We start from the raw sequence: 14,134 nt of genomic DNA on the forward strand, positions 1-14,134 counted from the left end.
CAGCACGAGAGCGAGGAGCGGGTCATGAACAAGGTGTGGCTGGTGACCGGGGCGAGCAGCGGATTCGGGCGGGCGATCACCGAGGCGGCCGTCGCCGCCGGGGCCGTGGTCGTGGGAGCCGTGCGGCGGCCCGAGGTGCTGGACGACCTCGTCGCCGCGCATCCCGACCAGGTGGACTGCGCCTGGACGTCACCGACACCTCGGCCGCCGCGGCGGCCGTGCGGGACGTCATCGCCCGGCACGGGCGGATCGACGTACTCGTGAACAACGCGGGCCGTACCCATGTCGGCGCCTTCGAGGAGACCGGCGAGGCGGAGCTGCGCGCGCTGTTCGAGGTGCACGTCTTCGGTCCGGCGGCCCTCACCCGCGCGGTGCTGCCGCACATGCGTGAACGGCGCTCGGGCGCGATCGTGCAGATGAGCAGCATGGGCGGGCAGATGTCCTTCGCCGGTTTCTCGGCGTACAGCGGGACGAAGTTCGCGCTGGAGGGGCTGTCGGAGGGACTCGTCGACGAGGTGCGGGAGTTCGGCATCAAGGTGCTGATCGTGGAGCCGGGCGCCTTCCGCACCGCGCTGTTCGGGCAGGGCCGTGCGGGCGTCAGCGCCGACAGCGGGCTCTACCCGAAGGTGAGCGCGACGCGCGGGCTCGTCGAGGGCGGCGACGGCACGCAGCCGGGCGACCCGGCCAAGGCCGCCGCGCTGATCCTGGACGCGCTGAACGCCGAGGAGACCCCGCTGCGCCTGCCGCTCGGCGAGGACGGCGTCAACGCGGTCCTCGGCCATCTCGACCAGGTACGCGCCGACGTCGCCGCCTGGGAGAAGCGGGCCCGGGCGACGGCGTTCGACGCGTAACCCGCCGTCGAAAGGCCACGACGGCCCGCAGTCGCGCGCGGCGGGAAGGGGACGGGGTGGGGGGTGTCCGCCCGCAGCGGCCGGCACCGGCACAGTGCGCCCGCGTCGGAAACGGGCGGCCGGACCGAGGACGGACACCCCCCACCCCGACCCCGACCCACAACGAACCGAAGGCGCTGGGCACGCCACGACGCAACCGTAACGGGCCGCCGCAGGCACTCAAGGGGCGCGGGGCTGTGTCGATATGCGGCACCGCCGCGTGGGCGCGAGCAACCACCCACAAACCCGCAGACAAAAGCCGGACCGGCGCCGCAGGCACCCCCGGCCACCCCCCGCCCCCGACGCATGCGACTATCCGAGTCACACCCGCTCGCCCGCCCGAAGCAGGAGCACGGCACCCGTGTCCATACCGCCCCCGCCCCCCGGCCCCCAGCAGCCTCCGACCACGCCGGGGCCGTACCAGGCGCCCCCGCCGCAGGGGCCGTACCCGGCGCCGGGCGGCTATCTGCCGCCGTATCAGCCCTGGGGGCAGGGCTACGTCCCGTTCAACCGGCCCGCTCCGGTCAACGGCGTGGCCATCGCCGCCCTCGTGCTCGGCGCGCTGTGTTTCCTGCCCGCGGTCGGTCTGGTGCTGGGCGTCGTCGCGCTGGTGCAGATCCGCAAGCGGGGTGAGCGGGGCAAGGGCCTGGCGATCGGTGGCGCGGTCCTGTCGACGATCGGGCTCGCCCTGTGGGTGCTGGTCCTCGCCACCGGCGGCGTCGCCGACTTCTGGCAGGGCATGAAGGACGGCGCCCGCGACAGCGCGACCTTCTCGCTGGACAAGGGCCAGTGCTTCGACGAGCCCGGCGCGCTGGGCGGCGCCACCTCCGACGTCGACGAAGTGCCCTGCGCGGGCCGGCACGACGGCGAGGTGTTCGGCACGTTCAACCTCCCGGCCGGCTCCGGCTACCCGGGCGAGCGCGCCGTCGACGCCGCGGCGGAGAGCCGCTGTTTTCCGCTCGCGGAGGCGTACGCCATGGACAGCTGGGCGTGGCCGGACGACGTCGACGTCTACTACTTCAGCCCCAGCAAGGACAGTTGGGCCCTCGGTGACCGCGAGGTGGCCTGCGTCTTCGGCAACACGGACGAGCGGGGCACGCTCACCGGCTCGCTGCGCGCCGACGCGACCACGCTGAACGCGGACCAGGTCGCCTTCCTGACGGCCGCCCAGGAGGTCGACAGGGCGCTGGCCGACGAGCCCGAGGACGTGGCCGAGGACGACCTCGCGGGCAACCGGGCCTGGGCCGGCGAGATGGAGAGCGCGCTGACCGCGCAGATCTCCCAACTCGAGTCGTACGCCTGGGGGACCGGCACGCGGCGGCAGGTCGCCGCCTACGCCGGGGAGCTGCGGACGGCTCAGGGGGAGTGGGCGAAGGCCGCGAGCGCCAAGGACCCGGACACCTTCGACGTGCACTACGCCGCGGGGTTCAAGGCGATCGACGGAGGCCCGGCGGTGGCCGTCCGCAAGGTCCTGAAGCTCGCCACCACACCGCCGTCGGGCGCGTACGGCGGCTCGGGCGGGACGGGTGACTCCGGCGACCTCGGCGGCTCGGGCGGTGGTGGCGGGATCAATGTGTGAGCGCGGCCGCAGCGGGGAGAAAGTGCCTGCGTGACGCCTGGGTGAGGCCGGGAGCGGTGCCCCGCCGGAAGCCTCCCCACCCCCCCGGTTCATCACTTCGAGTGATTCTCTGGCCTTTGCTTGCACGGTCCAACCCACGGTTGCCACGCTGTTGCTGTCTGTACAAGCTGATGGGAGCGGCCAGTGACATTCGGTGAGCAGCCGGCGTACCTGCGCGTCGCGGGTGATCTCCGCCAGAAGATCGTCGACGGCCAGCTGCCACCGCACACCCGGCTGCCCTCCCAGGCCCGCATCCGCGAGGAGTACGGCGTCTCCGACACCGTCGCGCTGGAGGCCCGCAAGGTCCTGATGGCCGAGGGGCTGGTCGAGGGCCGCTCCGGCTCCGGGACGTATGTGCGGGAGCGGCCGGTGCCGCGTCGTATCGCCCGCTCGGGATTCCGTCCCGAACGGGGCGCGACCCCGTTCCGGCAGGAGCAGACGGACGCCGAGGCGCGAGGCACCTGGGAGTCCAGCAGCGAACAGGCGGAGGCGAGCCGGGCGGTGGCCGCGCGGCTCGGCATCGAGCCCGGGGACCGCGTGATGCGCACGCGCTACCTCTTCCGGGAGTCCGGCGAGCCGATGATGCTGTCCACCTCCTGGGAGCCGCTCGCCGTCACCGGCCGTACGCCCGTGATGCTGCCCGAGGAGGGGCCGCTGGGCGGGATGGGCGTGGTGGAGCGGATGCGTGCCATCGATGTCGTCGTCGACAACGTCACCGAGGAGGTCGGCGCCCGCCCCGGCCTCGCCGAGGAGTTGCAGGCGCTCGGCGGAGTGCCCGGCCATGTCGTCCTGGTCGTCCAGCGCACCTACTACGCCTCCGGCCGCCCGGTGGAGACCGCCGACGTCGTCATCCCGGCCGACCGCTACCGGGTCGCGTACCACCTGCCGGTGAGGTAGCGCACACCCTTGCGGATGCGCCCCGGCTGCCCCGCCGGGGCCCGGTATGCCCGGGCCGAGCCCCGCTGCCGCCGTCGGCGCGCGCCGTAGCGTTTTCGGTCGTTCTCGCAGGTCGCCCCCGGTGCGCTCCGGTACGTCCGGAAGCGCGCCGAGCGGGCGCGTCGTGCTGCGCGCAGGGCGCATTCGTCCTCGTGCGCCCCTTCCGTACTGGCCGGTTGCCTACCTCTTCGTGAAAAGCCGTGTTCGCTGCGTAAAGGTTGGGCGTAGGCTCGGGCATATGCGGATTGCGGTTTCCTTATCGGGCGGGGCCCGGTTCGCGCCGCGGACGGGGCGCGGACGAGCCGGGGTGGGAAGGAGCGGTGGGGCGCGATGAACGAGAGCACGATCTCCTTGACCTGGCTCGTCGTACGGCAGGACGACAACGGCAATCGCTACCGCGTGGGCAGGTACGCCACCCGGGCGGAGGCCCAGCGGGTCGCCGACAGCCTCGACGCCAGCGGCCACAAGCAGCTCTACTGGGTCGAGCGGATCGGCCAGCACACTCACAGCGCGGACGGCACCCGCAACTGACCGGCGCGGACGGCATCCGCAACTGACCGGTGCGGACGGCATCCGCAACTGACCGGCGCGGACGGCATCCGCAACTGACCGGTGCGGACGGCATCCGGAACCGACTCCGGCGCGGACGGCATCCGGAACTGACCAGCGCGGACGGCATCCGGAACCGACTCCGGCGCGCACAGCGCCCGCAACTGGCCCCGGGCGCCCTGGCATAGGCTCCGGCGCATGACGGAACGGATCGTGGTCGTCGGCGCGGCCCTGCTCGGCGGCGGCCGGCTGCTCGCCGCGCGCCGCAGCGCGCCCCCGGAGCTGGCCGGCCGCTGGGAGCTGCCCGGCGGCAAGGTGGAACGGGGCGAAGCGCCCGAGGCGGCGCTGGTGCGTGAGCTGCGCGAGGAACTGGGCGTCGACGCGGAGACCGTCGGGCGGGTGCCGGGGGAGTGGCCGCTGAGGGAGCCGTACGTGCTGCGGGTGTGGACCGCCCGCCTGCTGCCCGGCTCACCGGCGCCGCACCCGCTGGAGGACCACGACGCGCTGCGCTGGCTCGGCCCGGGCGAGATCTGGGACGTCGACTGGCTGGACCAGGACGTCCCGGCGGTACGGGCCACGCTGCCGGCCCTGGACTCAGGGGTGCGCTGACACCTCGCACGGCCCAGCCCCCGGCCGGGAAGGGAAAGCCGGCCGGCGCACCCCCGCCCGCACCCTGCCCGCCCGCCCGCGCCCCGGCGGCCCGCCCCCCGGTGCCCTTGCCGGCACGCCCGCCCGCGCCCGGCGGCCCGCCCCCCCCGGCGCCCCTGCCGGGCCCGCCCGCGCCCGGGCGTCCCTCCGCCCGCACCCTGCCCGCCCGCCCGCGCCCCGGCGGCCCCCACCGCACCCCCCGCTTGCGCCTCGGCGGCCCCCCGGCGTCCCTGCCGGCAGGCCCGTCCGAGCCCGCGGCCCCCCGGCGTCCCTGCCGGCAGGCCCGCCCGCGCCCGCGGCGCCCCGGCGGCCCTCCCCTCGGCGCCCCTGCTGGCACGGCCGCCCGCACCCCGGCGGCCCTCCCCTCGGCGCCCCTGCCGGCCCGCCCGCCCGCACCCCGGCGGCCCCCCGGCCCCCCGCCCGCACGCCGCGCGCGCCCAGGCGGCTCACCCCCCGGCGCCCCGGCGGCTCACCCCCCGGCGCCCCGGCGTCCCACCCCCCGGCGCCCCGCCCCACACCCCCCCACCCGCGCCCCCCGAGCGCCTCTTACGCCGTTTGTGCCACAGTGCGCCCGCGCGGGCGGTACCCGGCGCCGAATATCGGGTATGTGCCCATTAACCCCACGAAACCGGACAGGGTGGGAGACCGCTGGCCTGGGAAGTGATCGGCGTGATCGACACCGAAGGCGACTGCGCCGAGTGGACGTTCCCCGCTGAGCCGGGCGCCGTGCGCGCCGCCCGCTCCGTGGTGCGGGCACGGCTGCACACCTGGGAGCTGGACAGCCTCGGCGACACCGCCGCACTGCTGGTCAGCGAACTCGTCACCAACGCCCTCCGGCACGCCACCGGCCCGATCGGCGTCCGCCTGGTGCGGCTCACCGGGCGCGACGGCCAGGACGCGGTGCGGGCGGAGGTCTCCGATCCGCTGCCCGACCCGCCCCGCGAGCGCACCCCGGACCCCGACGACGAGAGCGGCCGCGGGCTGCAACTGGTCGCATCGGCATCCCGCCGCTGGGGCACCCGGCCCGGCGAGGGCGGCAAGACCGTGTGGTTCGAACTCGCCCACCCCGGGTGAACGCCCGGCGGTCGTACGACCCGTCGGTGACCGTCCGGCGCCGACGCCGCGGCCGTACTGGTCGCGACCAATGCCGGACTGCGGGGTTCGAGCACCTGCCGCCCGGTTAGAAGACTGGAAGTGTTGTCGCAGGACGGACCAAAAAGGACCCGGTCCGTGCTGTGATCGTGAACACCGTGTCGTGCGGCCCCGTAGTGCTGGATACTGCGGGCAGCCGCTGCCGGTGACCGATGCCGGGCGCGGTGAGCTGGAGGGGACGGTTCGCGTGAGCGAGATACCAGCGAAGGCCACGGAGTCCGAGGACCCGTCGGACGGCGCGAGGACGACAGCCGCGGGCGCGCTCGCCTCCGATCCGCAGCGGACCGGTGACACACTGTGGCAGAGCAGCCCGCCCGGCTCGATCTACGACTACATCAAGGTCGCGTCCTTCTCCATCGGCGCCGACGGCCTCGTCGACCAGTGGAGCCTGCGCGCCGAGCAGATCTTCGGCATCCCCGCCGAGCGCGCCGTCGGCATGGACCCCATCGAGGCGTTCGTCGATCCCGACCTGCGCGACCGGAGCCAGCGCAAGATGGCCGAGATCCTCGACGGCCGCGAGTGGACCGGCGTCGTCCCCTTCCGCGCGCCCCGCGCCGAGGACGACGCCGACGCCCCGCCCGCCACCGGGGACGGCGGACGTGGCGTGGACGGGCTCGCCGAGGTGTATGTCATGCCGACGCGCACCAAGGAGGGGGAGAAGGCCGCCGTCTGCATCGTCGTGGACGTGCGCACCCTGCGCAGCATCGAGACCGACCTCGCCGCCTCGCAGGCCATATTCGGCCAATCCCCGTTCGGCTTTCTGCTCATCGACACCGACCTGAAGGTGCGCCGCGCCAATCAGAGGTTCGCGTCCATCTTCGGCGGCACCCCCGACGACCACCGCGGCAAGGGGGTGCACGACTATCTGCCCCGGCCGGAGGCGGACCGGGTCACCGCGACGCTGCGCCGGGTGCTGCAAACGGGCGACTCCATCACGGACATGCACGTCACCGGGAACGCGCCCGGCTCCGACGAGCGCCGCCACTGGTCCGTCAACCTCTACCGCGTGCACAGCGGTTCGGGCCGGCCCATCGGCGTCGCCTGGCTCGGCACCGACATCACCGCCCGCCGCGCCGCCGCCCGCGAGGCCGCCGCCGCGCGGCGCAACCTCGCCCTCCTCAACGAGGCGGGCGCCCGCATCGGCAACTCCCTGGACCTGGAGACCACCGCCCGCGAACTCCTCGACGTCGTCGTCCCCGGCTTCTGCGACCTCGCCACCGTCGACCTCTACCAGGGCCTGCTGGCCGGCGACGAGACCCCGCCCGGGCTCGCCGACGGCAGCGCGGAGATGCGCCGCGTCGCCTACGCCAGCGCCGTCGCCGACACCCCGTTCCGGGGCGGCTCCGAGGAGAGCGTCGAGGTCGGCGCGGTCCACCACTACCCGTTCAACTCGCCCTGTGCCGAAGCCCTGCGCACCGCCCGCCCGCAGCGCGTGCCGGGCGAGGAGGGCGGCCTGGTGCAGTCCATGCTCGCCGTGCCGATGGTCGCCCACGACACCGTCGTGGGACTGGCGCTGTTCGCGCGGACCAAGGGCAGCGAGCCGTTCGGGGACCGGGACCGGGATCTCGCCGTGGAGCTGGCGGCACGGGCGGCGGTCTGCATCGACAACGCCCGCCTGTACCGGCGTGAGCACGAGCGGGCGTTGATACTGCAACGGTCCCTGCTGCCGCCCGGCGACCCGGTGGCCTCCGGCCTGGACATCGCCTGCCGCTACCTGCCCGGCAACGTCTCCACCGGGCGGCCCAGCGAGGTCGGCGGCGACTGGTTCGACGTCATCGAACTGCCCGGCCACCGCACGGCGCTGGTGGTCGGGGACGTCATGGGACGCGGGCTGCGCGCCGCCGTCGCCATGGGCGAACTCCGCACGGCCGTGCGCACGCTGGCCCTGCTCGACCTCGAACCCGCGGAAGTCCTCTCCGCGCTGGACGAGATCGCCCGCGGCCTCGGCACCCCCGGCGGCGTCCAGCAGGCCACCCGGGCCGCCCGGCGCCCGCGCGAGGCGGACCTGTCCGAGGTGTACCTCGCGACCTGTGTGTACGCCGTCTACGACTCGGTCACGCGCCGCTGCACCTTCGCCAACGCGGGCCATCTGCCGCCGGTGCTGGTCGAGCCCGGCGAGCCGGCGCTGATGCTCGACGTGCCGCCCGGGATGCCGCTCGGCGTCGGCGGGGAGCCGTTCGAGGAGGTCGAGGTCGAACTGCCGGAGGGCGCGCTGCTCGCCCTGTACACGGACGGGCTCGTCGAGTCCCGCGACCACCCCCTGGACGAGGGGCTGCAGGCTTTCGTCGGCGCGCTGACCGATCCGGCGCTGCCCCTGGAGGACGTCTGCGACCAGGTCCTCAGCACCCTCGACACTCATCACGGCGAGGACGACATCGCCCTGCTGATGGCCCGCGTCCAGGGGCTGCCCGCCGGGTCCGTCGGCGACTGGACGCTGCCACGCGAGCCGCGCAGCGTGGGCCGGGCCCGCGAGTACGCGCGCTCCCAGCTGCTGAGCTGGGACCTGGAGCCGCTGGTCGACACCACCGAGCTGCTGGTCAGCGAGCTGGTCACCAACGCGCTGAGATACGGCGAGGGCGAGATCCGGCTCCGGCTGCTGCTGGACCGCACCCTGGTCTGCGAGGTGTGGGACTCCGGCCTGGTCCAGCCGCGCCGCCGCCGCGCCCGCGACACCGACGAGGGCGGCCGCGGCCTGCAACTCGTCGGCCTGCTCTCCGCGTCCTGGGGCTCGCGCCGCACACCGCGCGGCAAGACGGTCTGGTTCGAACTGGCCCTCCCGGACGGCGAGTCCGGCCCGGTGGACCCGGCGGAGGCCCTGCTGAGCCTGTTCTGAGGTCAGGTCTCGCGCCGGTGTCGCGTCGCGGGTCCGCCGTAGGCCAGGGGTTCCGGCTCCCGTGGCGGGCCGTGTGTGCGGACGTCCTGTTCGGCGTGGTCGCGGGACGCCGTGGCGAGGGTGCCGGCGGCCACCAGGCCGGTCAGCGTGTCCGAGGCGAGGGCCCGTGCCGCCGCAGCCAGGAGGGTGCGCGCCTCGGCGCCCACCACGTCCCGGTGCGTGGCGACGAAACCGTCCGCCGCGGCCACCGCGCTCTCCGCCGTCAGCCGCGCGGCGGCCGGCAGCACGCCCGCCCGCCCGGTGGCCACCGGCGCCAGCGCCCGCACGATCCGCCGCAGCTCCGCCAGCGGGTCGTACGGCCGGCCACCGGTCAGCTCCAGGCGTACGGAGGCCAGCACGGCGTCCGCGTGCGCGATACGGGAGTGCAGCTCACCGGGCGGCACATCCGCCGGGGCGGTCTGCCGGGCCGCCGCCAGTTCGGCCTCCGCGCCGGTCAGGGCCGCCGGGAGCATCTCCTGGGCCGCCGTCAGCTCCCGTGCCAGCCGGTCGACGGCGGTGACGAAGACCTCCGCCCGCGCCACGGCCCCCTCGCCGGACCGCAGCCGGGCCGCCGCCCGGGCGCTCTCGCCCCGGTCGGCGCACTGCCGGGCCTCGTTGAGCCGGGTGGTGGCCGTCACCAGGCGGTCCTTGGCCAGCTCGACGTATCCGGTGACCGGGTCGAGCGCACCCGGCGCGAACCTGCCGTGCAGGCCGGCGAGCGTGGCCTCGGCCTGCCCCGTGCGGGCGGCCAGCGCCCGGAAGCGGGCCTCCGCCACCGCGAGCGCGTTCCACCCCTCGGCGTCCACCGCGCGCAGGTCGTCGAAGGCGGCCGCGGTCGCGTCCAGGACGCGCCCCGCCTCCGCGCACCGGCCGACGATCCCGGCGAGCGTGTGCCGCCGCGCCGCCGCATCCTCCTGCGGCAGGCCCTCGTCGTCCCGCCGGCGCAACGCGAACGCCGCCGCCAGCTCGCCCTCCGCCTCGCGCAGAGCCCGGGCGAACGGCTCGACGCGTGGCTCGTCGTACAGCTCCCGCACGAAGTCCAGCTCCTCGCGGCTGGTGCGCACGCAGTCGTCGGCCTCCACCAGCGCCGCCCGTGTCTGCCGGTCGACTTCGCCGGGGGCCGGTGTGTAGGGGTGCGGCGGGAGGACCCCGGAGGGCGCGGGGCGGGCGGTCGCGGGCGTCGTGCGGGTACGGGAGCGCCGGGTACTGCGGACGTAGACATAGCCGGCGAGCAGTGCGGCCGCCCCTACGGCGGCCACCGGCAGGACGAGATCCGTGGCGGACGTCTCGTCCTCGTGCGGCCGCGCCGCCGCCGTGCTCGCGGCCGGTGCCGGGCGGCTGATCGCAACCGGCGGCTCGGTCGCCGTCGTCATCCCCGGCAACAGCAGCCACACCACTCCCGTGGTGCCGCCCAGCAGCGCATGCGCCACCCGCACGGATATGTGCGCCGTGGCGTGCCGCGGTCGGCCCCGTGGAGAGGTTGACGTCACGTTTCGGAGCGTATGGCCCGGTATACGGGGTCGCGAGCCGGGCGCGTCCGGTGGGGCGGACGGACGAGGGAGGGGTACGGGGATGGAACGCGCGGGGCGTACGGAGGAACCCGGGGCCATACCGGAGGCCGGCGGCGAGCCGGAGCCGCCCGCACCCCGCTCCCCGCGACGGCGGTGGCGCCTGGCCCTCCGTATCGCCCTCGCCGTCGTGCTGGTCCTGCTGCTGCCGGTGCTCGCCACCCAGGTCGCCCTGCGGGTGAACTACACCGGCGATCCCGCCGATGGCACCCGCACCCGGAACCGGGACGCCCTGTGGCTCGGGCACGCCTGGGTCGACGGCCGCAAGAAGGACGCCGACGTCGCCGCCCTCGCCCACCGGCTCTCCGGCACCGGTGTCCGCGACCTGTATGTGCACGCCGGTCCGCTGGAGCACGACGGCACGCTGCCCGCGTCGGCGTACCCGAGGGCGCGGTGGCTGGTCGCGGCGGTGCACCGGGAACTGCCCGGGGTGCGGGTGCAGGCGTGGCTCGGCGACGTGCTGGCCACGGAGGGGCCGGACGGGCTGCGCCTGGAGCGGGCCGCGACGCGGGCGGTGATCGCCGGCTCCACCCGCGCGATCCTCGACGCCGGGTTCGACGGCGCCCACTTCGACCTGGAGCCGCTGCACTCCGGCGACCGCCACTACCTCGGCCTCCTCGACGCCCTGCACCGCGAGACGGCAGCCCGCGGGGCGCTGCTCTCCGTCGCCGCCCACCAGATCGACCCGCTGCCGGGCCTGCACTCCGTCTTCGGCACGGTCACCGGGCACCCCAAGTGGTGGTCCCAGGAGTTCTTCGGCCAGGTCGCGCGCCGCGTCGACCAGATCGCCGTCATGTCGTACGACACGATGCAGCAGTGGCAGAGCACCTACGGCGGTTACGTCGCCCAGCAGACCTCGCTCGCCCTGGAGGTCACCCCGCCCTCCACCGACCTGCTGATGGGCCTGCCCTTCTACCACGAGAACCGCTTCGGCCACCGCGGCGCCGCGGAGACGGTCCCCGCGGCCGTACGCGGCGTCCGGCTGGGCCTGTCCCGCACGGACGCGGACCGCGCCGCGTTCGGCGTCGCTCTCTACGTGGACTTCGCGGCGACGGAGGCTGACTGGGAGGCGTACCGTGACGGCTGGAACAACTGAACGAAGGGGTACGTTCTGGCGGTGACCGCGCTCGCGCAGGTCGTCGTCGGCGGCCTGCTCCAGCACCGCGCCCAGCGCCCCGGCCGTAGCTGCGCTGGACCCGCTACGAAGACCGCCTCCTGATCTTCGAGCCCAGCCACACCAGCGGGTCGTACTTGCGGTCGACCGCCCGCTCCTTCAGCGGGATCAGGGCGTTGTCCGTGATCTTGATGCCCTCGGGGCAGACCTCCGTGCAGCACTTGGTGATGTTGCAGTAGCCGAGGCCGTGGTCGTCCTGGGCTGAGCGTTTGCGGTCCAGGCCGGACTCGGCGGCCGCGTCCAGGGGGTGCATGTCGAGTTCGGCGATGCGCATCAGGAAGCGCGGGCCGGCGAACGCCGTCTTGTTCTCCTCGTGGTCGCGCACGACATGGCAGGTGTCCTGGCACAGGAAGCACTCGATGCACTTGCGGAACTCCTGCGAGCGGTCCACGTCCTCCTGCATCATCCGGTACTCGCCGGGGCCGAGGCCGGGCGGCGGGACGAACGCCGGGACCTCGCGGGCCTTGGCGTAGTTGAAGCCGACGTCCGTCACCAGGTCCCGGATGACGGGGAAGGCGCGCAGGGGCGTGACGGTGACCGTCTCCTCCTGGCCGAACACCGACATACGGGTCATGCACATCAGCCGGGGGCGGCCGTTGATCTCCGCCGAGCACGAACCGCACTTGCCGGCCTTGCAGTTCCAGCGCACCGCGAGGTCGGGCGCCTGCGTCGCCTGGAGCCGGTGGATGATGTCGAGGACGACCTCGCCCTCGTTGACCTCGACGGTGAAGTCCTCCAGACCGCCGCCGTCCGCGTCCCCCCGCCACACCTTGAACCGTGCCGGGTAGCCGCTCATTCGTACAGCTCCTCTTCGGCGAGGTACTTGACCAGCTCCTCCTTCTCGAACAGCGCGAGCAGGTCGGGGCGGACGGGGTCGGTGGCCTCACGGGCCAGGGTGATCTGGCCGCGGGCGGGGTCCGACGCCGCGAGGGCGCCGGTGGGGTCGGTGAGCCGGCACAGCAGGTTCACCCGGCGCCAGGTGCGGTCCATCGACGGGAAGTCCTCCCGGGTGTGGCCGCCGCGCGACTCGGTGCGCTCCAGCGCCGCCCGGGCCACGCACTCGCTGACCAGCAGCATGTTCCGCAGGTCCAGGGCGAGGTGCCAGCCCGGGTTGAACTGCCGGTGGCCCTCCACCCCGGCCCGCCGGGCGCGCGCCCGCAGCTCACCGAGCTTGTGCAGCGCCTGCTCCATCTCGCCCTCGCGGCGGATGATGCCGACCAGGTCGTTCATGGTCTGCTGGAGTTCCTGGTGGAGGGTGTACGGGTTCTCCGGCGGCCCCGCCTCGCCCTCCGTCTCCGCCGAGAACGGCCGCAGCGCCTCCGCCGCCGCCAGGTTGACCTGGGCGTCGTCGACCGGCGGCCGCTCGTACGCCAGCGCCGCCGCGTACTCGGCGGCGTGCAGGCCCGCACGGCGGCCGAACACCAGCAGGTCGGACAGCGAGTTGCCGCCGAGCCGGTTCGAGCCGTGCATGCCGCCGGCGACCTCACCGGCCGCGTACAGCCCGGGCACCCCGCGCGCGGCGGCCGTGTCGGAGTCGACGGCGATGCCGCCCATCACGTAGTGGCAGGTCGGCCCGACCTCCATCGCCTCCGCGGTGATGTCGACGTCGGCCAGCTCCTTGAACTGGTGGTACATCGACGGCAGCCGGCGCTTGACGACCTCGGCCGGCATCCGCGTCGACACGTCCAGGAAGACCCCGCCGTGCGGGGAGCCCCGGCCCGCCTTCACCTCGGAGTTGATCGCGCGGGCCACCTCGTCGCGGGGCAGCAGCTCGGGAGGACGCCGGTTGTGGTCCGGGTCGTCGTACCAGCGGTCGGCCTCCTCCTCCGTCTCGGCGTACTTCTCCTTGAAGACGTCGGGGATGTAGTCGAACATGAACCGCTTGCCCTCGGCGTTGCGCAGGACCCCGCCGTCGCCGCGCACCGACTCGGTGACGAGGAGGCCCTTCACCGACGGCGGCCAGATCATCCCGGTCGGGTGGAACTGCACGAACTCCATGTTCAGCAGCGGCGCGCCGGCGAGCAGGGCGAGGGCGTGCCCGTCGCCGGTGTACTCCCACGAGTTCGACGTGACCTTGAACGACTTGCCGATGCCGCCGGTGGCGATCACGACGGCGGGCGCCTGAAGCATGAAGAAGCGCCCGCTCTCGCGGTCGTAGCCGAAGACCCCGCTGACCCGGTCCCCGTCCTTGAGGACCCTGGTGACCGTGCACTCCTGGAACACCTTCAGGCCCGACTCGTAGTCGCCGCTCTCGCGGTGGTCGGCCTGCTGGAGCGCCACGATCTTCTGCTGGAGGGTGCGGATCAGCTCCAGGCCGGTGCGGTCGCCGACGTGCGCCAGGCGCGGGTACTCGTGGCCGCCGAAGTTGCGCTGGGAGATCCGGCCGTCCTTCGTCCGGTCGAACAGCGCGCCCCAGGTCTCCAGCTCCCAGACCCGGTCCGGGGCCTCCTTGGCGTGCAGCTCGGCCATCCGCCACTGGTTGAGGAACTTGCCGCCGCGCATCGTGTCGCGGAAGTGGACCTGCCAGCTGTCGTGCTCGTTGGCGTTGGCCATCGCCGCCGCGATGCCGCCCTCGGCCATCACGGTGTGCGCCTTGCCGAACAGCGACTTGCAGATCACCGCCGTACGGGCGCCCCGCTCGCGCGCCTCGATCGCGGCCCGCAGTCCGGCGCCGCCGGCCCCGACCACGACGACGTCCCACTCCTGCCGGTCGACCACGGACATCGG

At 74.4% G+C, this 14,134-nt stretch carries 10 protein-coding genes and 1 pseudogene; 8 read left to right on the top strand and 3 right to left on the bottom strand.

The annotated features are described in order from the left end of the window. Nucleotides 1-24: 24 nt before the first annotated feature. The 7 genes and pseudogenes from AC0B9F_RS14415 (at nucleotide 25) to AC0B9F_RS14445 (ending at nucleotide 8,626) form a co-directional block, all read left to right on the top strand. A pseudogene (locus AC0B9F_RS14415) lies at nucleotides 25-851 on the top strand (SDR family NAD(P)-dependent oxidoreductase). 400 nt (nucleotides 852-1,251) lie between these two features. Further along, entirely contained in the window at nucleotides 1,252-2,469 is a 1,218-nt protein-coding gene (locus AC0B9F_RS14420) for a DUF4190 domain-containing protein (RefSeq protein WP_472002364.1), read from the top strand. A gap of 183 nt (nucleotides 2,470-2,652) precedes the next feature. After that, a complete protein-coding gene (locus tag AC0B9F_RS14425) occupies nucleotides 2,653-3,405 on the top strand; it encodes a GntR family transcriptional regulator (RefSeq protein WP_472002366.1) in 753 nt (250 codons plus the stop codon). A 369-nt stretch (nucleotides 3,406-3,774) separates the two neighbouring features. Then, nucleotides 3,775-3,975, top strand: coding sequence for an SPOR domain-containing protein (locus tag AC0B9F_RS14430; protein WP_472002368.1), 201 nt, complete (start codon nucleotides 3,775-3,777; stop codon nucleotides 3,973-3,975). A gap of 216 nt (nucleotides 3,976-4,191) precedes the next feature. After that, a complete protein-coding gene (locus AC0B9F_RS14435; protein WP_472002370.1) occupies nucleotides 4,192-4,602 on the top strand; it encodes a (deoxy)nucleoside triphosphate pyrophosphohydrolase in 411 nt (136 codons plus the stop codon). 699 nt (nucleotides 4,603-5,301) lie between these two features. Then, on the top strand, nucleotides 5,302-5,715 hold the full coding sequence (locus AC0B9F_RS14440) for an ATP-binding protein (protein WP_472002372.1): 414 nt from the start codon (nucleotides 5,302-5,304) through the stop codon (nucleotides 5,713-5,715). Nucleotides 5,716-5,980: 265 nt separating this feature from the next. Beyond that, nucleotides 5,981-8,626 carry a SpoIIE family protein phosphatase gene (locus AC0B9F_RS14445; RefSeq protein WP_472002374.1) on the top strand — a complete coding sequence of 882 codons (2,646 nt, stop codon included), beginning with the start codon at nucleotides 5,981-5,983 and terminating at the stop codon, nucleotides 8,624-8,626. Nucleotides 8,627-8,628: 2 nt separating this feature from the next. Here the strand turns inward: AC0B9F_RS14445 and AC0B9F_RS14450 are convergent, their stop codons facing one another. Then, complete coding sequence (locus tag AC0B9F_RS14450) at nucleotides 8,629-10,155, bottom strand: hypothetical protein (protein WP_472002376.1); 1,527 nt, start codon at nucleotides 10,153-10,155, stop codon at nucleotides 8,629-8,631. An 82-nt stretch (nucleotides 10,156-10,237) separates the two neighbouring features. Here AC0B9F_RS14450 and AC0B9F_RS14455 point away from each other — a divergent pair, with 82 nt between their 5' ends. Continuing rightward, nucleotides 10,238-11,329 (top strand): hypothetical protein, encoded by a 1,092-nt coding sequence (locus AC0B9F_RS14455; RefSeq protein ID WP_472002377.1) that lies wholly within the window; start codon nucleotides 10,238-10,240, stop codon nucleotides 11,327-11,329. 103 nt (nucleotides 11,330-11,432) lie between these two features. Here the strand turns inward: AC0B9F_RS14455 and AC0B9F_RS14460 are convergent, their stop codons facing one another. Further along, nucleotides 11,433-12,203, bottom strand: a complete 771-nt coding sequence (locus AC0B9F_RS14460) for a succinate dehydrogenase/fumarate reductase iron-sulfur subunit (RefSeq protein ID WP_472002379.1) — start codon at nucleotides 12,201-12,203, stop codon at nucleotides 11,433-11,435. Continuing rightward, a complete protein-coding gene (locus AC0B9F_RS14465) occupies nucleotides 12,200-14,131 on the bottom strand; it encodes a fumarate reductase/succinate dehydrogenase flavoprotein subunit (RefSeq protein ID WP_472002381.1) in 1,932 nt (643 codons plus the stop codon). Before AC0B9F_RS14465 ends, AC0B9F_RS14460 begins: the two co-directional genes overlap by 4 nt. Between the last annotated feature and the right edge of the window lie 3 nt (nucleotides 14,132-14,134).

Source organism: Streptomyces sp. NPDC097129, from assembly GCF_055668065.1.

Excerpts from the sequence above, each read along its gene's own strand:
- AC0B9F_RS14430 (WP_472002368.1), top strand. The coding sequence starts at position 3,775 with ATGAACGAGAGCACGATCTCCTTGACCTGGCTCGTCGTACGGCAGGAC.
- AC0B9F_RS14435 (WP_472002370.1), top strand. The coding sequence starts at position 4,192 with ATGACGGAACGGATCGTGGTCGTCGGCGCGGCCCTGCTCGGCGGCGGC.
- AC0B9F_RS14455 (WP_472002377.1), top strand. The coding sequence starts at position 10,238 with ATGGAACGCGCGGGGCGTACGGAGGAACCCGGGGCCATACCGGAGGCC.
- AC0B9F_RS14460 (WP_472002379.1), bottom strand. The coding sequence starts at position 12,203 with ATGAGCGGCTACCCGGCACGGTTCAAGGTGTGGCGGGGGGACGCGGAC.
- AC0B9F_RS14465 (WP_472002381.1), bottom strand. The coding sequence starts at position 14,131 with ATGTCCGTGGTCGACCGGCAGGAGTGGGACGTCGTCGTGGTCGGGGCC.